A 22,006-nucleotide genomic window follows, 5' to 3' on the forward strand; every position below is an offset into this window, starting at 1 on the left:
TTCAGATCTCGCGCCGAGTGCGGGCGTTGACCCGTACAGCCCCGAGTACCTCTACTTTGTCACGCTCCATGAACTGGGTCATGCGCTTGGGCTCGCGCATCCCACGAACCTTCTCCAGAGCACGGACCTGATGCGTTACGGCTGGAATCGAGCCAACGGAATAACCCCAGTGTTGTCGCACTACGACGTCGATCCCTCGCCTATCTCTTCTCCTGGGCTCTCAACGGGATGCCGCCGTTAGCGCCGGGACGCAGCACCCTTGATAGCACTTTCGACTGCTCGGCAGCTTGACACGGTGAGCGACTGACCACGTTCGCCGTGTGACGAAAGCGAAAAACCCCCGCTTGTCAGCGAGGGTTTCGGTGGCGGAGACGGCGGGATTTGAACCCGCGGTCCCCTTACGAGGACTCCACCTTAGCAGGGTGGTGCACTAGGCCGAACTATGCGACGTCTCCATGCGCGACCGACTGGCGGATGCACGGGCTTAATCATAACCGGCAAATCGCCAGCGACCGAATTGAGCGTTCAGTTGGCGACGGAACAGGTCTCGTCGAGGGCGGTCTGCCCCTGCAACCCCTCGATCACATCCGTTGTCGGAGTTGGAGCCGGCGTCGCACCCGGGGTCGTGCCCGGCGTGGAGCCTGGCGTCGTACCCGGTGCCGTAGAGGGCGTTGAAGGCGGGGTTGAAGGCGGGGTTGTCGGCGCGGTTGTCGGCGCCGGCGCGTCGGGGTTCTGCTCGACGCCCTCGCGCTCCGCAGTGGGATCGGGTAGGAACGGCTGGTCTGCGGCGATCCGTTCGAACAGTTCATCCGCGAGGTCCTGTAGCGGGATGACCCGGTTCGGGTTGTCGGGATCGTACATAACCGGGTACTGGATGAGATTCAGCTTGTCGAGGTCGATCGTCTGGAACGTGCGCGCCATGGCGACCATCTGGGTGGGGTTGGTCAGCGACGTGGACAGGTATACGTGCTCCGACGCCACCCGGGCAAGCGAGTAGAGCTTGGTCACATCCGTCAACGTGTCATCACTCTTGATCTTGCGGATCAGTGAGGAGATGTACTGCTGCTGGTTCGCGATCCGGGCGAGGTCGCTGCCGTCGCCGACGCCGTGACGGTTCCGGAGAAAGGCGAGCGCGGTCGCACCGGAGATGACACTGGTTCCCGCGGGCAGGTCGAGGCCGGAGAGGGGGTCCTTGATCGGGCCGGAGAGGCAGACCGGGACGCCGCCGACGGCATCCGTCATCTGGACGACGGAACCGAACGACATTTGCGCCGCATATTCGATGTCGAGTCCGGTCAAGTCCGAGACGGTCGCGACGACGCAGGCGAGACCGCCGCGTTCGAAGGCCGCGTTGAGCTGCAGCAGGCGCCGGGCTTCGTGGGTCTCTCCCGTTTCCGGGTCCGTGCAAGTCGGATGCGGGATGAGAAGGTCGCGCGGGAAGCTGACGACGACCGCCGTCGAGTGGTCTTCGGAAACATGCAGGAGCATGTTGACGTCGTTGAGCGTGACTTCCCGTTCCCCGAACGCGTTTCCCTGGGCCGGGTCGTTGTCTGCACCGACGACGAGGAGGTTGAACCCGCCTTCGAACGCGTCGATGTTCGGCACCGGTGGAAGCTCGGTGCTGTCCGGCCGGCTGATGTCGATGGCGTTGGAGTTCACGTTCGACGTGATGTCCCAGACCGCCCAGACGGCGACGGATGCTCCGCTCGCGAGAACGACGGCGAGGACGACCGCGACGCCGCGGAGCAGCGTCGACCAGGCGCTGTGGCGCGGCTGGCGCCCATGCTTGATCACCGTCCCAGCCGGTCTCGACCCGCTCACACAGCCACTCTAGAGCGATCAGCCCGCAGTGGAATCCCCCGAAAGGATTACTCGTTGCCCTTCGAGCAGGTGTAGTCGCCGGCCGTCTGGCCCTGCACCGACTTGTCGAGGACAACACCCGGTGCGCTTGCTTCGGTGGTCGGTGCCGTGGTGGGCGCTGTCGTGTCCTCTGGCGCAGGGGTCGTTCCCTCTGGCGTGGGGCTCGGCTGTGCCGGCTCCTGCGTTTCGTTCTCGGGCGCGTTGGGGTCGAGAACCGATCCTGGACCGGTCTCACCGCTGAGCGAGAGGGGCTCGTCGGTGGAGAGGGCGTCGAACAGTTCCTCAGCCGGCCCCTTGAGCGGGAGCACACCTTCGTAGCCGTTGATGTCGCCGTACTCGGTCGGGTACTGCGCGAAGACCACCTGGTCGAGCGGGATGTCCTTCATCGCCATGGCAATGGAAACCATCGTGTTGATGTTGGACAGGCTCGTCGATAGCGTCATGTTGCTCGCGGCCGCCTTGGCGATGCCGAAGAGCTTCGACGGGTTCGTCAGCGTCTCGCTGCTCTTCAGCGTGCGGACGAGTGAGGAGAGGAACACCTGCTGGTTGCTGATGCGGCCGAGGTCCGAACCGTCACCGACACCGTGACGGGTGCGCAGAAACTGGAGAGCCGACATGCCTTCGAGGGTGTGTGTTCCAGCGTCGAGGTAGGTCTGGGTGTAGTCATCCGCGATCGGTTCTGCGACACAGACATCCACGCCACCGACAGCGGTGGACAGTTCGATGACTCCGTTGAACTGTACTTCTGCGGCGAACGGGATGCTCAGGCCGGTCAGTTTTTCGACGGTGAGGACGGTGCAGGCGAGGCCACCGTATGAGAGCGTCGTGTTGATCTTCTGCGCCGACATGGCGTTGTACGTTCCGCCGTCCTCCTTCGGGCAGGCGGGAATCGGAACGAACATGTCGCGGGGAAAACTGACAACGGTCGCAGACGAATGGTCCTCGGAGATGTGCAGGAGCATGGTTACGTCGTTGAGGACGGCGGTTTCTTTTTTAGGATCACCGAAGAGGTTGGCATCCTGACCCTGCCGGCTGTCGCTGCCGACCAGGAGGAGGTTTACCCCACCTTCGATGGCGTCGATGTCTGGGGCGGATACTCCGGGGGTCTCATTCGCGAGGGTGACCGGCGGAGCGACGCTCGACGCGATGTCCCACACGGCGTACGCAGCGATGGCGGATCCGCTGACCAGGACCACAGCGAGCACCGCAGCGACGAACCTGGCGATCACTCCCGCTGTGCTCGAGCGACGGAGCTGACCGTGCCGCACGGTCGACGAGGAACGCCGGTGGCGGCGGACAGGTTCGCTCATGCAACGTTCCTTTCGGGGCGGGCAGGAGTGGGGTTACGGCGGAGGGCGTGGGATTCGAACCCACGAGACATTTCTGCCCACCAGTTTTCAAGACTGGCTCCATCGGCCGCTCGGACAGCCCTCCATGCATACTGTCCAGAACAGCAGGCAACGCTCGATTGTAGCCGATGGGGACCCATCAAGACTGACAGGAAGGCCTGACAGGACACTGAACGCCGGGTCAGAGCGAGCGAAGAACCGGGACGAGCCCGTCCTCGTCAACGCTGCCGGTGACTTCGGTCGCCACGGCCTTCACTTCGTCAGGGGCTTGCCCCATCGCCACGGCGCGGCCCGCCCGTCCGGCCCACTCGAACATCTCGATGTCGTTGCGCCCATCCCCGACGGCGACGAGTCGCTCCTCCGGGATGTCGAGCCATTCGCGCACCCGCTCCAGCGCCGTCGACTTGTTCACACCGAGCGGCGCGATGTCGAGCCACGCTGTCCAGCCGATGGCGTAGGTGACCGAGTGCAGCCCCATCTTCTCGACGACCTCGAGGAAGTCGACTTCGTCGTGTTCGGGAGAGACGACGACCACGCGGGTGACGGGTTCGGAGAGCAGGTGCTCGAACTCGACCTCCTCGGCGTTCTCGAGGTTCCAGTCGGTCATTCCCTGGGTGTACCGACGGTATCCGCTCGGGTACTCGACCATGTACCGGCCGTCGGCGAGGTGCGACCGGATTCGGGTCAGCACCTCTCGAGGGTTGAAGGTCTCGATCAGGTGCCGGCGGTACCCGGTGGGTTCCGCATCGTCACGGCGCATCACGAGGGCGCCGTTGGCGCAGACAACGTACTCCGGGCTGATGTCCAGCTGCTGCAGGACGTGATGCGTGGTCTCCCAGCTTCGCCCGGTCGCGAGCATGAGGTGATGACCGCGAACGGATGCCGCTTGTGCGGCCTCGACGACGGCATCCGACATCGTGCCGTCTTCGTGCAGCAGCGTGCCGTCGATATCGAGGGCGACGAGCAGCCCGGTGCCGGTCACAGCGGGGTAATGACGTCGAGCCCGCCGAGGTAGGGGCGCAACGCCTCGGGGACAAGAACGGAGCCGTCGGCCTGCTGGTGGGTTTCGAGCAGGGCGACCAGCCAGCGCGTGGTCGCGAGGGTGCCGTTGAGGGTGGCGACAGGCGTTGTTTTGCCGTCCTCCCCCGCCCGGTAGCGAGTGTTCAGCCGCCTGGCCTGGTACGTGGTGCAGTTCGAGGTGGAGGTGAGCTCGCGGTACGCATCCTGCGTCGGAACCCAGGCTTCGACGTCGTACTTGCGGGCAGCGCTCGAGCCGAGATCGCCTGCGGCGGTGTCGATCACGCGGTAACTGAGGCCGAGGGCCTGCAGCATGCTCTCCTGCCAGCCGAGCAGACGGAGGTGTTCCGCCTCAGCATCCTCCGGTGTCGTGTAGACGAACATCTCGAGTTTGTTGAACTGGTGCACACGGATGATGCCGCGGGTGTCCCGGCCGTATGAGCCGGCCTCCCTGCGGTAACAGGTGGACCATCCCGCGTACCGGATCGGGGCATCCGCGACGTCGATGATCTCGTCGGCGTGGTAGCCGGCGAGCGCCACCTCGCTCGTACCGGTGAGGTAGAGGTCGTCCGCCGGGAGGTAGTAGACCTCGTCGGCGTGTGCCCCGAGGAACCCGGTGCCTGCCATGATCTCCGGCTTCACGAGCGTCGGGGTGATCAGCGGGATGAAACCCTCGGCGAGTGCGCGGTCGAGCGCCATGTTCATGACCGCGAGTTCGAGCCGCGCACCGATGCCGCGCAGGTAGTAGAAACGCGAACCGGAGACCTTGGTTCCGCGCTGCATGTCGATCGCACCGAGGAGTTCGCCGAGTTCGAGGTGGTCCTTGGGTTCGAAGTCGAAAGAGGGCTTCTCGCCCACCTCGCGCAGGATGATGAAGTCGTCTTCGCCGCCGGCCGGGACCCCGTCGAGGATAGGGTTCTGGATGGCGCCGACGATCTCGGTGAAGCGCGTTTCGGCATCCGTCACCTGCTGCTGGGCCTGTTTGACGCGGTCGGAGAGTCCCTTGGCCTCGGCGACGAGGGCGGCTTTCTCGTCTTTTGCGGCCTTCGCCACCCGCTTGCCGAACGCATTCTGCTCGGCGCGGAGCTCCTCAAACGACGTGATCGCGGCACGGCGGTCACGGTCTGCGTCGAGGGCCTGGTCGACGAGGTCGACCGGCGATCGCCTCGCCTCCTGCGAACGCCTGATGAGGTCTGGATTTTCGCGGAGGAGCACTGGATCAATCACGCGAGCAAGTCTAACCGCGCACGGTACGGTTGCAGGTATGAGCGAGTCCGGCCTCAAGCGGGCAGCGGTTGTGTACAACCCCATTCGGGTCGCCGGGGCAACGCTGCGGACGCTCATCGAGCCTGCAGCGGCCGAGGCCGGCTGGGGTGAAACGCTCTGGTTCGAGACGACAATCGACGACCCGGGCAAGGACGTGACCCGCGAGGCGGTACGTGCCGGTGCGGACATGGTCTTCGCCGCCGGCGGTGACGGCACCGTTCGTTCCGTCGCCGAGGGCCTTCGCGATTCCACGGCGGCTCTCGCCCTGCTCCCGTCCGGGACCGCCAACCTGCTCGCACGAAACCTCAACCTCCCCGTCGGCAACGTGCCCGACGCCATTGCGATCGCGTTCTCCGGTCGCACCCGCCACATCGACCTCGGCATCGCCACGCTCAGCCGGGTCGACGGCACCATCGAAGAGCACGGATTCCTCGTCATGGCCGGCATGGGCATCGATGCCGACATCATGGCGAACACCAGCGAGACCCTCAAGCGAACCGTCGGATGGCTCGCTTACGTGGATGCCGGCATCCGCGTGATCCCGAGTGCCGGGCCGTTCCGCATCCGTTACCAGCTCGATGACAAGCCGAGCCACAGCGTCCACGTCTCCACGATCCTCTTCGGCAATTGCGGGACGCTCACGGGCGGGCTGGAGATGATGCCGGATGCCGTCGTCGACGACGGACTGCTCGACGTTGCGGTGCTGCAGTCGAAAGGCACGCTGGGGTGGATCGATATTTGGCGCAAACTGCGCTGGGAGAACGGGTTCCTGCGCCGGTCGAGCATCGGGCGGCGCATCATCCGGGCGACCTCGGGCAACGCATCCACGATCACCTACCTGCGCTCGAGCGGCATCACCGTGTCGCTCGACAAACCCCGCGATGTGGAACTCGACGGCGATGGCTTCGGCGTGATCGCGGGTGTGCGGTTCACCGCGGATGCCGGGGCGCTCGCCGTGCGCGTGAGGTAGCGCCGTTCGTTGCTCGGTCGGTAATGGCCGCACAGCTCGCTGCTTGGTCGGCAATGGCTGGGTTTCGGCCGAAACTTCAGCCACTAACGACCGAGGTCCGCCGGTGGCGGCTCGGGGCATCCCTCCACAGGCCGGGAGCTCACAGCGACCGAAAGGTTTCGTTGCTTGGTCAGGAATGGCTGAACCGTACGCTGCTCGGTCGGCAATGGCTGGATTTCGACTGAGACTTCAGCCACAAGCGACCGCACGGCGCGAAAAGTGAGCGCGCGGCGCCGCTTCGGTCCTGTGGACAGGGTGCGCAGCATCCGTGCCGTTGCGGCATTCTCGAGCGGTGACTTTCCGTAAACCGTTGCCTCGGCCCCTACCGCGGGCGTTCGCCGTGGCTGATGCGTACGCTCACGGCTTTACTCGGGCTCAAATGCGGAATCGCTCGCTGGTTGCACCGTTCACCGGAACGCGGGTCGGTGCAGCAGAAGCGATACCGATCGAGCTGAGTTGCCGTGCGCTGGCCACGCGGATGCCGCCCGGTGCCGCATTCAGTCACTTCACCGCTGCGATCCTCCATGGGATGCCGCTCCCGCTGTCCGCGCTTGCCACGGTGGTCGACGTGACAGTTCCCCGTCCGGCCCGGGCGACTCGTCGCCGTGGGACACGCGGGCACTCTGCCGTGCTCCCGGCATCCGACGTGGAGGTGGTCGCCGGCGTTCCCGTCACCACCGCCGAGCGCACGTGGTGCGACCTCGCGGCGTTGCTCGAGGTACCGGACCTGGTCGCTATCGCAGATTTTCTGCTCTGGCACGAGGCGCCGTTGTCGACACCGGAACGGCTGGCGGCCGCGGTTGAGGCGTATCCGTCGCGAATCGGGCGTCCCGCACTGCGGCGAGCGCTCTCGCTGGCGAGCGACCATTCCCGTTCCCGTCCCGAATCGCTCGTGCGGGTCGACCTGGCACTCAGTCACCTGCCGACCCCTGAAGCCAACTATGAGGTGTACCTTCCGATCGCCCACCGCACGGTGTATTTCGACCTCGCGTACCCGGAGTACAAGCTCGAGCTCGAGTACCACGGAGACCAGCACCGCACCGACGTCCGGCAGTGGCGGAGTGACGTCCGTCGCGCGAACGACATCGGCGACGAGGGATGGCAGACGCTGCAGTTCACCGGCGACGATCTCACCGACCTGCCTGCGCTGCGGCGTCGGGTCGAGCGACGCCTCCGTTCGCTCGGTTGGAGCGGCTAAGCGCCGCGGCGCTCGCTTCTCGGCCACAAATGGCTGGAGCGGCCGCTGCTCGGTCGTCAGTGGCGACACTTCGGCCAGAAGTCCAGCCATTTTCGACGAAGCAACGAGCGGATGCTGCGCCCGGGCCGCCGTAAGCAGGACGCGCTAGATGACACCCTGCGCGAGCATGGCATCCGCAACCTTGACGAAAGCGGCCGTGTTCGCGCCAACGACGTAGTCGCCTGGGCGACCATACTTCTCGGCTGCCTCATACGCTGCGGAGTGCACGCCGCGCATGATGTGGTGCAGCCGGTCTTCGCTGTCGCTGAAGCTCCAGCGCTGACGCGACGCGTTCTGGCTCATCTCGAGCGCGCTCGTGGCGACACCACCGGCGTTTGCCGCCTTACCCGGCCCGAAGAGCACGTCCGACTGCTGGAACGCGTGAACCGCATCCGGGAAGCACGGCATGTTCGCGCCTTCGGCGACGGCTTCGACGCCGTTCTTGATCAGAGCCTTCGCGTCGGCGAGGGTGAGTTCGTTCTGCGTCGCACTTGGCAGTGCGATCTGGCCGGGAACATCCCAGACGCTGCCGCCCGAGATGAAACGGGCCGACGGGCGCCGCTCCGCGTATTCCGAGATCCGCAGCCGCTCGACCTCTTTGATCTGCTTGAGCAGTTCGAGGTCCACACCCTTCTCATCGACGATGTACCCGGACGAGTCGGATGCCGTGATCGCACGTCCACCGAGCTGGTGCACCTTCTCGATGGCGTAGGTGGCCACGTTTCCTGAACCCGAGACGATGGCGGTCTTGCCGTCGATCGACGCACCCTTCATCGCCAGCATTTCTTCAGTGAAGAAGACAGCGCCGTAGCCGGTCGCTTCAGTGCGAACCTCAGCGCCACCCCAGCCGGTTCCCTTACCGGTGAACATCCCGGACTCGTGCCGGTTGGTGATCTTGCGGTACTGGCCGAAGAGGTAGCCGATCTCGCGAGCGCCGACACCGATGTCGCCAGCGGGCACGTCGGTGTGCTCACCGAGGTGCCGGTACAGCTCGTTCATGAAGCTCTGGCAGAAACGCATGATCTCTGCTTCGCTCTTGCCGTGCGGGTCGAAGTCGCTGCCACCCTTGGCGCCACCGATGCCCTGCGCTGTGAGCGCGTTCTTGAAGATCTGCTCGAAACCGAGGAACTTCATGATCGACAGGTTCACCGTCGGGTGGAAACGCAGGCCGCCTTTGTACGGGCCGAGCGCCGAGTTGAACTGCACCCGGAAACCACGGTTGACCTGAACGCGGTTGTTGTCGTCGGTCCACGGAACACGGAACAGGACCTGGCGCTCCGGCTCAACCAGCCGCTCGAGGATTCCTGCTTCGCCGTACTCCGGGTGCTCCGCGAGCGCCGGCGCAATCGACTCGAGGACCTCATGAAGCGCCTGGTGGAACTCCGGCTCGCCCGGGTTGCGCGAAACGGCTGTCTCGTAAACGGTGTGGACGAGTTCGGACGGCGTGAACGAAGAGGGCACTGAAGAAACTTTCTGGGAGCGGGAAAATCGCGAACGACGCTGAACGCAGGAAACGCGGGCACTTGATTCGAGGGGTCATCGTGGCACGACGCGCAGAAAGGCCGTTGTGGGGCCGCAGACAGTCTGACTTGCGAGGAAGGCATCCGTCAATTTCAGGACAGCGGATGCCGCGACTCCCAGCGCGCCGCGGCAACGAAGACCGAGGCGAGAATCAAAGCCAGTCCGGCGAAGCTGAGGATGCCCACCGGCTTCAGCTGCCAACCGCCCCACGACCCCGGACTGATCCCCTCCTGGAACCAGCCCCACGACATGGATACGACGCCGTCCTCATCCTCGTAGATCTCGTAGGCACTCTCCGGCATCGGCCCACCCGATGAAAGATTTTGGACGATCATCATCCTGCGGAAGAAGCCGGCGTCCACCTCGATCGAGTCGGACATGCCGGCCTCGTCGAGTTGCCGACGCTCCTCGGCGGAGAGGGTCACTGCCGCCGTCGCCGCGTCGCTGCGGAGCAGAGCGTCCCCGACGGCAACAGCCAACCCACCGACGAGGAGGAGCGCGCCGAGCGCCGCGGTCAGCCCTGCGAGCCCCCACCGCCGGAGAGGCACCACCATCAGTCCGCCTGGTTCACGCTCGGGGCGAGGTCTGCCCCGTCGCCGAGAGGCCGGCGCTGCGGCCGCCACCGCCAGGCAGCGAAAAAGAACACGCCGAGAAGCGTCAGCAGTCCGGCCATCGCAAGGAGCGGGGAGAGCCCCCACGCGAGCTGGGCGGCCAGGATGTTCTCTTCCATCTCCGCCTGCGTGGCTCCGGACCCGTATGCCGCCCCGCCGAAGACCTGCCTGACCGACCAGCGAAACGCTCCGATTCCGCCGGCGACGAGCGCAACGCCGACAATCGTGAGTGCGATCAGGTAGGGGTTTCGCCAGGGCGACGCAGGGGCAGCCGGATGCTCGGATTCCTCGGAGGGATGCTCGCCAGCGGTTGCGTCGACCGGCCCGAACATGTCGTCCGCCCAGGCAGTTGGCGACGGCTCAGCGGCGGCTCGCCCCTCGACCGGCGGGACGCGTCGCACGATCGGTTGAGGCACGGGGGTGATCGGTTCGGGGACGGGACGGACGCGCGAATCAGCGTCGGCAGCAGGGTCCTGCGAGGCCGGGTCGAAGCCGCGCTGAAATTCCGGGCTGTAGCGGGGATCGAAACCTGCGCGGTCCATCCGATGCTCCTTCGACGATACGGATGTCTGGAGCCTAGCGAACCGCGGCAGTCGCGGCGAGTGGTCAGGCCTCGGGTTCGCCGGTGATCAGCCCACGCAGCCAGTCGCGCGCTTCGACGAACACGTCGTCGGAGTACTTCGGGTCGAAGGTGATCGACGCCTTGTCCGCCCGGGGGTAGGACCCGAGGAACATCACTCCTGGACTGAACCGGCGCACACCGAGCAGCGCATCGGCGACCCGTTCGTCGCGGATGTGGCCGTCAGCGTCGATGATGAAGCGATACCGGCCGAGCTCGTCACCGATCGGACGCGACTCGATGAGGCTCATGTTCACGCCGCGGGTCGAGAACTGTTCGAGCAACTCGAGCAGGGCGCCGGCACGGTCGACCGGGAGTTCGGCGATCAGGCTGGTCTTGTCCGCACCCGTCGGCTCCGGCAGAGCCGTCGTCTTGCTGACCAGGAGGAACCGCGTGACGGCATTGGGATTGTCACCGATGTTTTCCGCTAGGACGTCGACGTCGTAGTGGGCGACGATCCCGGGCGGTGCGATCGCGGCATCCGCGAGGTTATTCTCGAAAAGAGCGGATGCTGCGGCCACGTTGCTCGTCGCTGGGATGTGCCCGTGCTCCGGCAGTGTGGCGTCCATCCAGTTGTGGCACTGCGCATACGCGACCGGGTGTGCGTTGACGACCTTGACATCGGCGAGGGTGGTCCCGCGGCGCGCGACGAGGACGAAGTTCACCGGCACGAGGTATTCGCCGACGATCCGGAGGCCCGGCATGGTGGCGAGGGCGTCCTGGGCGACTGAGACTCCGCCCTCGATCGAGTTCTCAATTGCGATAACCGCGGCGTCGCTGCGACCCTCGATCACATCGTCGAGGGCTTCACCCACGTTGTTCACCGACCGCCAGTTCTGACCGACCGCCTCAGGAACCTGGGCGAGTGCCGCCTCGGTGAAGGTGCCGCGAGGCCCCAGGTAACTGTAGGTACGGAGCGAGGGGCGGGAGTCGGCCATGGGATTGAGCCTAGTCGTCACGCCCGAAAGGGGAGTGTAGTCGCGGCCTCGCTGCCGATAGAGTTAGCGGAGTGTACCCGCCAAAAGGCTTAATGGTGGGAGCGACATTCGGGCGTCGTTGGACTGAGGGTGGAACTCGGTGGGTTTGTGGGGGCTAACGAGGGGAACGGTTTCGCACCGTATCGCCCCGGTTCTGCATGCCTTCGGGGGCGCGGCCACTGTGCTCGCTGTCGGGGTTGCCCTCCTCGGGGCGCTGCCTGAACTTCAGATTTCCGACGACACGCCGTCGCTCATTGTCGCCACAGAAGACGTGCCGTCGACCGGCACGGAGTTCGCTGTGCAATTCGCCGGTCGCGTGTCTGCCGCTGCAGAGACCCTTGCCACCCTCCCGGCAGCCCAGGTTGCCGCACTATGGAGGGAGCTTCCCCTGAGTTTCGTGAGCGATCTGATCAAGCAACGACCGGATGTCGTCGGCAACCTCGAAGGGGCACGGTACGCCGACCGCGACCGCGCCAACATCAGCCAGCTGGCCACGGCGCGGCAGAACGCTCTCTCCGCCGAGCAACTGGCACTCTCCCAGCTTCGCTCAGCAGCCTCGCCGGAGTCGTCCGCGCTGACAGTGGCCGAGGCATCCGCTCGGGTCCAGGCGATCGACGTGCTGCTCGGGCTCTTAGGCGAGACCCCATCACACGACGCACGCCGCTACCTGCTCAGCCTCGACTCCTCGGTCGACGGCCCTCCCCTTGCCGCGATCTCAGTCGGGAACCTCGACTCGGCGCTCTTCACTACCTACTTCGTTCCCGGGATGAACAGCAGCGTGCTCGAGGCCGAAGACTACCTACGCGGCGTGACGCGCATCCAGCAGGCCTCCGATGCGAGCGCCGCGGTGTTGTGGCTCGGTTACGAAAGCCCCGGCCCCGTCGAAACAGTGTCGACGGCGCGGGCGGAGGCGGGGGCTGTTCTGCTCGGTGCCGCACTTGACGGCTACAACGCCTACCGCGACGCCTTCAGCGTACAGTCCGAGTTGACCGTCGTCGCTCACTCTTACGGCTCGACAACGGCAGCGATCGCACTCGCCGGCGGCGACCACGCGGTGGATGCGTTCGTGATGATCGGGTCTGCCGGCGTTCCCTCTCACATCCGCGTCAGCGACCTCCATGTTCCCGCTGGACGCGTCTATGCCTCCGAAGCAACGGCTGACGGCTTGGCGGCGAAGGGCCAGTTCTGGTCCGGACGCACCAACCCGGCCTCAGCGGAATGGGGTGCCCAGCTCTTCAGCAGCAACGGAGCCACCCTCGCCGACGGCACCATCCTCGCCGCAGTCCGCGCCCACGACGCCGTCGGCGCCAATGACGAAGCCGACCATGAGAAATACCTGGGCGATGGAACGCAAAGCCTTTACGGCATCCGCAAAATCGTCACCGGCCAGTCATACGATATCGCCCCAGCCGCACCAGCGCCGTCGCCGGACTCTACTATCCTCGCCTCGGCCGCGAAGTAAATCCCCGACCGATCACGGTGGCCGGATGCCACAATGGGTGCATGACCGACCGTGCAGGAACACCAGCAGCTGAGTCCGACCTCGTCGACATCCCCGCTCTTCTCACCGCGTACTTCGAGTTGAAGCCCGATGTGTCGATCCCCGAGCAACGGGTGGTGTTCGGTACGTCCGGACACCGCGGCTCGTCGCTCAACACCTCCTTCAATGAGCACCACATCGCCGCCACGACTCAGGCGATCGTCGAATACCGCGCCGACCAGGGCATCACCGGGCCGCTCTTCATCGGCTCAGACAGCCACGCGCTGAGCCATCCCGCCCAGACCACCGCCCTGAAGGTGCTCGTCGGCAACGACGTGCGCGTGCTCGTCGACGAGTTCGACGACTACGTGCCAACGCCTGCGCTGAGCCACGCGATCCTCAGCTGGAACAACTCCGGTGTTGAGGAGCAGGCCGACGGCATCGTCGTCACGCCGAGCCACAACCCTCCTGGTGACGGCGGGTTCAAATACAACCCGCCGCATGGCGGACCGGCAGACAGCGACGCGACGAGCTGGATCGCCAACCGTGCCAACGAGATCATCGAAGCCGGCCTGATCGACGTCAACATGTTCGAGCCGAGCGCCGTCGAGACCTACGACTTCCGCAGCAAGTATGTGGAAGACCTCGGCAACATCATCGACATGGACGCCATCCGCGACTCCGGCATCCGGATCGGCGCCGACCCGCTCGGTGGGGCGAGTGTGAGCTACTGGCAGGCGATCGCCGACCGTTACGACCTCAACCTCACCGTCGTGAACCCGCACGTCGACCCGACCTGGCGTTTCATGACGCTCGACTGGGACGGCAAGATCCGGATGGACCCGTCGTCACCTTGGGCCATGGCATCCGTTCTTGCCCACCGGAACGACTACGACATCCTCACCGGCAACGACGCGGATGCCGACCGGCACGGCATCGTCACGCCAGACGGCGGCCTGATGAACCCCAACCACTTCCTCGCCGTCTCGATCGACTACCTGTACCGCAACCGGTCAGGGTGGGGTCAGGATGCCGCAATCGGCAAAACCCTCGTCTCCAGTTCGATTATCGACCGGGTGGCCGAGTCCCTCCGGCGACGACTCGAAGAGGTCCCTGTCGGTTTCAAGTGGTTCGTGCCCGGGCTCATCGACGGCTCCGTCGCGTTCGGTGGCGAGGAAAGCGCGGGGGCGAGCTTCCTTCGCAAGGATGGAACTGTGTGGACCACCGACAAGGACGGCATCCTGCTCTGCCTTCTAGCCGCGGAGATTCGCGCGGTCACCGGCAAGACGCCATCGCAGCTGTACCGCGAGCTGACCGAAAAATTCGGCGACCCGGTCTACGAACGCGTTGACGCCGCGGCGACCCCGGCGCAGAAGTCGGCGCTCGGAAAGCTCGACGGCGAGGCGATTTCAGCTACCGAGCTGGCCGGCGACCCGATCGTCGCCAAGCTCAGCAAGGCACCGGGCAACGGAGCAGCCATCGGCGGCGTGAAGGTCGTCACCGAGAACGCCTGGTTCGCGGCGCGGCCGAGCGGCACCGAAGACGTCTACAAAATCTACGCCGAGTCGTTCAAAGGACCCGAGCATCTCAAGCAGGTCCAGGCCGAAGCGAAGCGCATCGTGGACGCCGCACTGGGCGGTTAATCCTGCTCGGTGCCGGCCTGGGTCTCACCTACGGCGCGCAGGCGGCCTTGTACGCGGAGTCGTTCCCGGCATCGGTGCGCTTCGGGCCGCTGGAAGACCGGCGACGCTGAGACGACACAGCCGGTTTCAGCACGCTGAACCTGACCCGGATGGGGTCCGCCGGGAGGCGGGCCCCCTTCTTGCTGAACCCGGGCAGCGAGAACCGCACTCGGTTCGGAGCTCACAGGCCGAGCTTCGCGAGCTCCTCGCCCATGCGTTCGGCGATTTCGGCGTGCCCGGTGTCGTTCGGGTGGATCCCATCTGGCGCGATCCACTCAGGGTGGCCTTCGAGCCAGCGTGATGCACCGGGGATGTAGTCGGCGCCGACGTCGGCCGCGGCATCCCGCACCCAGCCGATGATCGTGTCGACGGATGCCGGTCGCCTTTCGGTGTGCCAGAACGGCTCAACGACGATGAGGCGGGCGTCTGGAAGCTCATTGGCGAACGTGCTCAGGTCATCTCGAATCGCCGACTCGACCTTCGCGGCCTCCTCCGGCGGGGCGAAGTTGTCATTGAGCCCCATGGTGACGACAACGATGTCGGGGTCCTCGGCGACGATGAGCTCCACCAGGTCGTCGCGGAGGAGGTCGCGGTTGACCACAAAGCCGAGACCGTCCACGCTCGGGTTGATTTCAGCCCAGCCCCTGTCTTCGCTGAGTTGCGTCGACCAGCGAAGTTCCGGGTCGCTGACGCCGGTCCCCCGCGTGTAGGAGTCGCCGTAGAAGGCAGCGACCGTCTGCCCAGGCGGATGTGACGCACCGAGCCCGTCACCGGGCCCTGCCGGAGTGCAGGCGGTCAGCGTGGTCGCCGCCAGGGCCAGCCCGACCGCCGTCAGGATGCGCGCCGCCCGGGATTTCATCTCTTCGCTCCTGGTCCGTTCGGGATGGGCGCCGCACCGTTAGGCGGGGATGCTCCAGAACCACGCGGTGCCGCCGGGGTGCTCGACGGTGAGGGCGTTGTCGAGGTCGCGGTAGTCGCCGTCGAGGTTGTGGCTCGCGAAGGCGATCTTCGTTTCGCCGTCGACGACCTCCACACTCGACACGAGCATCACATGGTCGGGGATGTCGTTGAGGTTCCAGTCGAAGATGCCGATGTCTCCGACCTTCACCTGGTCGCGCTGGTCGAGGCTGAGCTTCGTCAGGCCGAGGCTCGCGTCGCTGGCCAACCAGCTGTCCATCGCCGGGACGTACCCCCAGGCCGGGCTCCAGTCCGCCAGCGTCGCCGCGGCGTTCTTATTGAACCAGGTCTCGTTCTGGGTCCAGCCGCGCTGGATCAGGGTCTGACTGACGAAGTTGGCGCAGTCGCCGCCGACCGGGTTGAGGTCGCCCCACTCGTCCGAGTTGTAGTCGTTCCAGTGCTTCAGCGCGTACTGCATCTGCGCGTCGACGCCGGTGACCACCGAATACGCGTGGGTCAGCGGGGATGCCTGTTCGATGACCTCGTCGCCGCTGGAGACGACGATGGCGGCATCCGCCGGCTGGAAGTGCAGGGCGGCAGGCGCGACCGCAGTGACCGAGCCGTCGTCCGTGACGGTCACATCGGTGGCGGGGACGCCCCCGACCGTGACGCCAGTGACACCATCGAGCCCGGTGCCGGTGAGAGTGAGGGTGGTTCCGCCGGTGACGGATCCGCTCACCGGCGAGACGGCGGTCACGGCAATTTCCTCGGCGGCGGTGGGAGTGCTGGTGCTGCCGGCCTGCGGTCGCGATTCCGGCGACTGGGCGGGGGTCGAGCATCCGGCCCACAGCAGCGCCGAGCTGGCCACGATGACCACAGCCGCGATGCGGCGGGTCCTGACCCTGGGGCGTTGCGGTCTGCGGGTACTACTCGGCACGGCACATCCTCTTGAGAACAGGGGTAAAACCCCATGGTAGGCGACGGATGTGAACTGTTCCTGATGACTCGCTTGACAATGATCCGCTGCGGACCATAGCGTGTGCCCGGATTCCTGAGAGCGTTTACCGGCTCTTGAAAACGTTCTGTGAAGGAGCAGTGAGAGCTGATGGCGCACAATTTCCCGTCGACATTTATCTGGGGGTCGGCGACCGCTGCCGCACAGATCGAGGGTGCAGGGCACGAGGACGGCAAAGAGGACTCGATCTGGGATGCCTTCGCGCGCGTGCCGGGGGCAGTCGCGAACGGCGACGACCTCGAGGTTGCCGTCGACCACTACCATCGCTACGCCTCAGACGTCGCGATCATGAAGAGGCTCGGCCTCGATTCGTACCGTTTTTCGACGAGCTGGGCACGGGTTATCCCCGGCGACAGGGAACCGAACCCTGCCGGACTCGACTTCTACTCCCGCCTTGTCGACGAGCTTCTCGGAGCAGGCATCCTGCCCTGGTTGACCCTGTACCACTGGGACCTTCCGCAGGCCCTCGAAGAACGGGGCGGTTGGGCGAACCGCGACACTGCGATGCGCTTCGCCGACTACGCCGAAACGGTGTACGGCGCCCTCGGAGACCGGGTGAAGAACTGGACGACGTTCAATGAACCGTTCTGCTCGTCGCTGCTCGGCTATGCCGCCGGTGTGCACGCACCAGGCCGGCAGGATCCGGCCGCCGCTGTGGCCGCCATCCACCACCAGCACCTCGGCCACGGTCTTGCCGTGAACCGACTGCGGGACCTCGGCGCCGAGCAGATCGGCATCACGCTGAACCTCTCCAACGCCATCCCGCTCGACGCGAACGACCCGGTCGATGTCGAGGCCGCCCGCCGGTTCGACGTGCTGCAGAACCGGGTCTTCCTCGACCCGATCGTCACGGGCACCTACCCTGAGGACGCACTCACCGACCTCGAACAGTTCGGACTGAGCGAACTCATTCAGCCCGGCGACATGGAGATCATCGGCACGAAGATCGACTTCCTCGGCGTCAACCACTACCACGACGACCAGGTCTCCGGGCATCCGGACGACTCGGGAACCGACGGTCACTCAGGGGCCACTGAGCGGGAGATCGCATCCTGCTGGATCGGATCCGAATACATCACCTTCCCGAGCCGGGGGTTGCCCCGCACCGCCATGGACTGGGAGGTGAACCCATCCGGCCTGCACGAACTGCTCGTGCGGCTGGGCCGCGAATACCCCACCATTCCACCGCTGTTCGTCACCGAGAACGGCTCCGCCTATGACGATGTCGTCTCGGAGGACGGCCAGGTTCACGACACGGAGCGAACGAAATACCTCGTCGACCACGTGCAGGCGGTGTCGGATGCTCTTGCTGACGGCGCTGACGTCCGCGGGTACTTCGTGTGGTCGTTGCTCGACAATTTCGAGTGGTCGTGGGGCTACGACAAGCGTTTCGGCATCGTCCGGGTCGACTACGACACGCAGGAACGCACGATCAAGGATTCGGGTCTCACGTACACGGGGATCATCGCCGACGCGAAGGCATAGCCCGCGAGTTGCCGGGTTTGCGGGGGTGCGCACGCCCTGGCACCCCGCAAAGTTGACGAATCGCGTGGTCGCAAGCTGCCGACGGGAGGACAATAGAGGAATACCCGGAGGCTCCGCGCGCTTGAATGGAGTGGACGCCGACGGGCGCCGGTGCGAGCAAGAAGGCGTCGTGCCCCTTCGTACCCCGAGACAGAATCGTGAGTTGTGCATGCCCCTCCCCGCAGGAACGACGACGGAGTTAGCACGCCCGCTGACCGATGATGACGTGCTGCTTCTGCGCCGCGACTTTCCCGCGCTGCAGCAGCAGGTGAACGGGCACGAGCTCGTCTACCTCGACTCCGGCGCAACCTCGCAGAAGCCGATCAGCGTCCTCGACGCCGAACGGTCGTTCTACGAGCGCGAGAATTCGGCCGTGCACCGTGGAGCCCACACCCTCGCCGCGAACGCCACCGAGTTGTTCGAGAACGCGCGCACGACCGTCGCCCGGTTCGTCGGCGCCCGCGAGAACGAGATCGTCTGGACGTCGAACGCCACCGAGGGCCTGAACCTGATCGCGTACGGCATGTCGAACGCAAGCGTCGGTCGAGGTGGGGCGGATGCCGCACGTTTCGTCCTCACGGAGGGCGACGAGATCCTCACCACCGAGGGCGAACACCACGCCAACCTCGTGCCATGGCAGGAACTCGCCGCCCGCACCGGCGCGACACTCCGCCACATCCCGGTCGACGACGACGGCACTCTCCGGATGGAGGAGGCCGAGCGGCTGATCACCGACAGGACCAAACTGGTCACGTTCACCCATGTGTCCAACGTGACCGGAGTGATCAACCCCGTCGAGGAACTCGTGCGGATGGCTCACGCCGTCGGTGCGCTCGTCGTTCTCGACGCCTGCCAGTCCGCACCGCACCGAGTGCTCGACCTCGCCGCGCTCGACGTCGACTTCGCCGTCTTCTCGGGTCACAAGATGCTTGCTCCGACCGGAATCGGCGTGCTCTACGGTCGCGCCGAGCTCCTCGATGCGCTACCGCCGTTCCTCACCGGCGGCTCGATGATCACGACCGTCACCCTTGAGGCATCCGGCTACCTGCCGGCCCCGCAGCGTTTCGAAGCCGGCACCCAGAAGGTGTCGCAGGCCATCGCCCTCGCCGCGGCCATCGACTATCTCTCTGCCGTCGGGATGGACCGGATCGAGCGATGGGAGACCGAGCTCGGCGCTCGCCTCGTCGACGGCTTCAGCGCGATTCCCGGCGTGCGGGTGCTCGGCCCAGCGGCCGGCGTGCACCGTGCCGGCCTCGCGAGTGTTGACGTCGAAGGCGTTCACGCGCACGACGTCGGCCAGTTCCTCGACGACCGCGGCATCGCTGTGCGGGTGGGGCACCACTGTGCCCAGCCGTTGCACCGCCGCTTCGGGGTCACCGCGTCAACCCGGGCAAGCGCATACCTGTACAACACGACCGCCGACGTGGATGCCGCGATCGATGGCATGGCCGCCGTTCGCGAATTCTTCGGGGTGACCTCATGAGCGGGCTTGCCGGCCTGTACCAGCAGGTGATCCTCGACCACTCGCGCGAAAAGCACGGGTTCGGGCTCGAACCGACAGCGGACGCATCGAGCCACCAGCTGAACCCCACCTGCGGCGATCAACTCACCCTGCAACTGCACGCGAGCGATGGCGTGATCAGCTCGGTGACCTGGGAAGGGGCCGGATGCTCCATCTCGATGGCATCCGCTTCGCTTCTTTCCGACCTCGCACCCGGGCTGAGCCTGGACGACGCCCGGGAACGGATCGCCCTGTTCCGGGAACTCATGCACTCCCGTGGCGCCGGCATCGACGACGAGGACGAACTGCTCGGCGATGCGATCGTGCTGGAGGGCGTCTCGAAGTACGTCGCCCGGGTGAAATGCGCGATGCTCGCCTGGGTGGCGCTGGAGGCGGACCTGGCGCAGCTGGACGCCTCCCGCTGATCGAGTAGCGACGCGCCGACGCGACGCCACCCCGGCCGCTGATCGAGTAGCGCCGGAGCGAAGTGACGCCGCTCGATACGCTCCTTCGTCGCTACTCGACCAGCGGAGAAGAACGGGCTACTCGACCGACGAGCCGACCTTCGGCACAACCTCCTCCGCCAGGAACTCGAGGTGTTCGAGGTCACTGAGGTCGAGGATCTGCAGGTACACCGTTTCGACGCCGTCGTCCTGGAGCGCCCCGAGGCGGTCCACGATTTCGGAGGCGGTCCCGGCGAGCCCGTTCGCGCGCAGCTCGGCCGGTTCGCGACCGATCGCCTCGGCCCGGCGCACATACTCCGCCTCATTCGCGCCACCGGCGGCAACGAAAGCCGCCGAATAGACCAGCTCGTCCGGGTTCCGGCCGATGGCCTCACACGCGGCCCGCACCCCCGCGAACTTGGAGGGTATCTCGTCGAACGGAATGAACGGCAGGTTGAACTCCGTCGCGAACCGGGCGGCGAGGGCTGGCGTCCGCTTCGGCCCTCCACCGCCGACGATGATCGGCAACGGCGACTGCACTGGTTTCGGCAGTGCTGGCGAGTTGGTGAGCGTGTAGTGCTCGCCTTTGAAGGAATAGGTGTCGCCGACCGGTGTGCCGAACAGTCCCGTCACGATCTCAAGCTGCTCTTCGAGCATCCCGAATCGTTTCGGCGGGAACGGTATGCCGTACGCAGCATGTTCCTCCCGGTACCAGCCGGTTCCGATCCCGAGCTCGACGCGGCCTCCCGACATCGCGTCGACCTGGGCGACCTGAATGGCCAGGATGCCCGGCGGCCGGTAGGTCACACTCGACACAAGCGTTCCGAGACGGATGCTCGTCGTCTCGCGGGCAAGGCCGGCGAGCGTTGTCCACGCGTCGGTCGGTCCGGGCAGCCCGGAGAAGTGGTCACCCATGAGCATGTAGTGATCACTGCGGAAGAAGGCGTCGAAGCCGAGCCGCTCCGCGGTCTGGGCGACCGCGAGAAGATCGTCGTAGCTCGCACCCTGCTGGGGCTCGGTGAATATGCGGAACTTCATGGGTTAGGTCCCTCCTGGGGTTCTGGTACTGCTGGCCATTCGACCGGGATGCCGGCCAACCGCGTCTGCATGACGGCAATCGCTTCGGGGTTCTCGTCGATGAGCACGAACTGGCGCCCGAGGGCGGCAGCCACAGCACCGGTTGTGCCGCTCCCCGCGAAGAAGTCGAGCACCCGGTCGCCTTCACGGCTCGAGGCCTGGATGATCCGGCGCAGAACCCCCACGGGCTTCTGCGTCGGGTACCCGGTCTTCTCTTTGCCGGTGGGCGACACGATCGTGTGCCACCACACGTCGGTCGGTAGCTTGCCGCGCTCGACTTTCTCCGGGGTGACCAGGCCAGGGGCCATATATGGTTCGCGGTCGACGGCATCCGAGTTGAAGTAGTAGCGCTTGGGGTTCTTCACGTAGACGAGGATCGTGTCGTGCTTGGTTGGCCAGCGGCTTCGGGATTTGGCGCCGTAGTCGTATGCCCAGATGAGTTCGTTGAGGAATGCATCCCGCCCGAAGATCGCATCGAGCAGCACTTTCGCGTAGTGAGCCTCGCGATAGTCGAGGTGAAGGTACAGGGTGCCGTCGTCGGCGAGCAACCGCCAGGCTTCGACGAGCCTCGGCTCGAGAAACGCCCAGTAGTCGTCGAACGCGTCATCGTAGCGCTTGAGCGCCCCGCGGATCCGCTCGTAGCTCTGCCCTTTGAACCCGACGGTTCCTCCGGTGCCTGGCTCGGCCCGCACACTGCTGGTCTCATGCCGTTGCTGCTGCCGCCCGGTATTGAAGGGCGGATCGATGTAGACGAGCGTGAAGGATTCGTCGGGCAGCGTCGGGAGGATCTCGAGGTTGTCGCCGAAGTAGACCACGTTGCCTGCCGGGGCAGCGCCCGGCACATCCACTGTGATCGACATGGTTCCGTCAAGGATGTCGCCTGTGCCGTCTCCCGGGATCGGGGCGGGCGCCGGGATGCGC

19 protein-coding genes and 2 tRNA genes are annotated in these 22,006 nt (G+C 65.8%); 7 read left to right on the top strand and 14 right to left on the bottom strand.

The annotated features are described in order from the left end of the window. Nucleotides 1-363: 363 nt before the first annotated feature. From BM197_RS02050 to serS, 6 genes are all read right to left on the bottom strand, one after another. A tRNA-Ser gene (locus BM197_RS02050) sits at nucleotides 364-455 on the bottom strand. A 70-nt stretch (nucleotides 456-525) separates the two neighbouring features. Further along, nucleotides 526-1,821 carry an LCP family protein gene (locus BM197_RS02055; protein WP_143094960.1) on the bottom strand — a complete coding sequence of 432 codons (1,296 nt, stop codon included), beginning with the start codon at nucleotides 1,819-1,821 and terminating at the stop codon, nucleotides 526-528. A gap of 47 nt (nucleotides 1,822-1,868) precedes the next feature. Continuing rightward, nucleotides 1,869-3,170 carry an LCP family protein gene (locus tag BM197_RS02060; protein ID WP_090708354.1) on the bottom strand — a complete coding sequence of 434 codons (1,302 nt, stop codon included), beginning with the start codon at nucleotides 3,168-3,170 and terminating at the stop codon, nucleotides 1,869-1,871. Between the two features lie 39 nt (nucleotides 3,171-3,209). Further along, nucleotides 3,210-3,294: transfer RNA gene (locus BM197_RS02065), tRNA-Ser, on the bottom strand. Nucleotides 3,295-3,390: 96 nt separating this feature from the next. Beyond that, nucleotides 3,391-4,191, bottom strand: a complete 801-nt coding sequence (locus tag BM197_RS02070) for an HAD family hydrolase (protein ID WP_090708355.1) — start codon at nucleotides 4,189-4,191, stop codon at nucleotides 3,391-3,393. After that, nucleotides 4,188-5,453 carry a serine--tRNA ligase gene (gene serS / locus BM197_RS02075; RefSeq protein ID WP_090708356.1) on the bottom strand — a complete coding sequence of 422 codons (1,266 nt, stop codon included), beginning with the start codon at nucleotides 5,451-5,453 and terminating at the stop codon, nucleotides 4,188-4,190. Before serS ends, BM197_RS02070 begins: the two co-directional genes overlap by 4 nt. Before the next feature lie 37 nt (nucleotides 5,454-5,490). On the opposite strand from serS, the gene BM197_RS02080 reads away from it, so the two are divergent. Both BM197_RS02080 and BM197_RS02085 read left to right on the top strand, forming a co-directional pair. Beyond that, on the top strand, nucleotides 5,491-6,462 hold the full coding sequence (locus BM197_RS02080; protein WP_177216682.1) for a diacylglycerol/lipid kinase family protein: 972 nt from the start codon (nucleotides 5,491-5,493) through the stop codon (nucleotides 6,460-6,462). A 418-nt stretch (nucleotides 6,463-6,880) separates the two neighbouring features. After that, complete coding sequence (locus BM197_RS02085; RefSeq protein ID WP_090708357.1) at nucleotides 6,881-7,699, top strand: hypothetical protein; 819 nt, start codon at nucleotides 6,881-6,883, stop codon at nucleotides 7,697-7,699. A 144-nt stretch (nucleotides 7,700-7,843) separates the two neighbouring features. Here BM197_RS02085 and gdhA read toward each other — a convergent pair whose 3' ends face one another. The 4 genes from gdhA to pheA form a co-directional block, all read right to left on the bottom strand. Next, the gene (gene gdhA / locus BM197_RS02090; RefSeq protein WP_090708358.1) at nucleotides 7,844-9,199 is read right to left on the bottom strand and encodes an NADP-specific glutamate dehydrogenase; all 1,356 of its coding nucleotides are present in this window, start codon (nucleotides 9,197-9,199) and stop codon (nucleotides 7,844-7,846) included. Between the two features lie 152 nt (nucleotides 9,200-9,351). Next, nucleotides 9,352-9,813 (bottom strand): hypothetical protein, encoded by a 462-nt coding sequence (locus BM197_RS02095; protein WP_090708360.1) that lies wholly within the window; start codon nucleotides 9,811-9,813, stop codon nucleotides 9,352-9,354. After that, nucleotides 9,813-10,412, bottom strand: a complete 600-nt coding sequence (locus tag BM197_RS02100) for a hypothetical protein (protein WP_090708362.1) — start codon at nucleotides 10,410-10,412, stop codon at nucleotides 9,813-9,815. Before BM197_RS02100 ends, BM197_RS02095 begins: the two co-directional genes overlap by 1 nt. A 64-nt stretch (nucleotides 10,413-10,476) precedes the next feature. Further along, the gene (pheA, locus tag BM197_RS02105; protein ID WP_090708364.1) at nucleotides 10,477-11,427 is read right to left on the bottom strand and encodes a prephenate dehydratase; all 951 of its coding nucleotides are present in this window, start codon (nucleotides 11,425-11,427) and stop codon (nucleotides 10,477-10,479) included. A gap of 220 nt (nucleotides 11,428-11,647) precedes the next feature. Here pheA and BM197_RS02110 point away from each other — a divergent pair, with 220 nt between their 5' ends. Beyond that, a complete protein-coding gene (locus tag BM197_RS02110; RefSeq protein WP_177216683.1) occupies nucleotides 11,648-12,928 on the top strand; it encodes an alpha/beta hydrolase in 1,281 nt (426 codons plus the stop codon). A 41-nt stretch (nucleotides 12,929-12,969) separates the two neighbouring features. After that, nucleotides 12,970-14,589 carry a phosphoglucomutase (alpha-D-glucose-1,6-bisphosphate-dependent) gene (gene pgm / locus BM197_RS02115; protein WP_090708368.1) on the top strand — a complete coding sequence of 540 codons (1,620 nt, stop codon included), beginning with the start codon at nucleotides 12,970-12,972 and terminating at the stop codon, nucleotides 14,587-14,589. A 220-nt stretch (nucleotides 14,590-14,809) separates the two neighbouring features. Here pgm and BM197_RS02125 read toward each other — a convergent pair whose 3' ends face one another. Continuing rightward, the gene (locus BM197_RS02125) at nucleotides 14,810-15,487 is read right to left on the bottom strand and encodes an SGNH/GDSL hydrolase family protein (RefSeq protein ID WP_090708371.1); all 678 of its coding nucleotides are present in this window, start codon (nucleotides 15,485-15,487) and stop codon (nucleotides 14,810-14,812) included. 39 nt (nucleotides 15,488-15,526) lie between these two features. Then, nucleotides 15,527-16,462: an amidase domain-containing protein gene (locus tag BM197_RS02130; protein WP_090708373.1), complete on the bottom strand. Its 936-nt coding sequence runs from the start codon at nucleotides 16,460-16,462 to the stop codon at nucleotides 15,527-15,529. Nucleotides 16,463-16,630: 168 nt separating this feature from the next. Here BM197_RS02130 and BM197_RS02135 point away from each other — a divergent pair, with 168 nt between their 5' ends. The 3 genes from BM197_RS02135 (at nucleotide 16,631) to sufU (ending at nucleotide 19,990) form a co-directional block, all read left to right on the top strand. Continuing rightward, nucleotides 16,631-18,025, top strand: a complete 1,395-nt coding sequence (locus BM197_RS02135) for a GH1 family beta-glucosidase (protein ID WP_090708374.1) — start codon at nucleotides 16,631-16,633, stop codon at nucleotides 18,023-18,025. Between the two features lie 208 nt (nucleotides 18,026-18,233). After that, nucleotides 18,234-19,547: a cysteine desulfurase gene (locus tag BM197_RS02140; RefSeq protein ID WP_090708376.1), complete on the top strand. Its 1,314-nt coding sequence runs from the start codon at nucleotides 18,234-18,236 to the stop codon at nucleotides 19,545-19,547. Further along, a complete protein-coding gene (sufU, locus tag BM197_RS02145; protein WP_090708378.1) occupies nucleotides 19,544-19,990 on the top strand; it encodes a Fe-S cluster assembly sulfur transfer protein SufU in 447 nt (148 codons plus the stop codon). The genes BM197_RS02140 and sufU overlap by 4 nt, the downstream gene beginning before the upstream one ends. A 117-nt stretch (nucleotides 19,991-20,107) precedes the next feature. Here sufU and BM197_RS02150 read toward each other — a convergent pair whose 3' ends face one another. Further along, nucleotides 20,108-21,046, bottom strand: a complete 939-nt coding sequence (locus BM197_RS02150) for an LLM class F420-dependent oxidoreductase (RefSeq protein WP_090708380.1) — start codon at nucleotides 21,044-21,046, stop codon at nucleotides 20,108-20,110. Further along, nucleotides 21,043-21,945 carry a DNA-methyltransferase gene (locus BM197_RS02155; RefSeq protein ID WP_090708945.1) on the bottom strand — a complete coding sequence of 301 codons (903 nt, stop codon included), beginning with the start codon at nucleotides 21,943-21,945 and terminating at the stop codon, nucleotides 21,043-21,045. Before BM197_RS02155 ends, BM197_RS02150 begins: the two co-directional genes overlap by 4 nt. Between the last annotated feature and the right edge of the window lie 61 nt (nucleotides 21,946-22,006).

The sequence above is a fragment of the Mycetocola miduiensis genome (assembly GCF_900115155.1).
Classification (GTDB): domain Bacteria; phylum Actinomycetota; class Actinomycetes; order Actinomycetales; family Microbacteriaceae; genus Mycetocola_A; species Mycetocola_A miduiensis.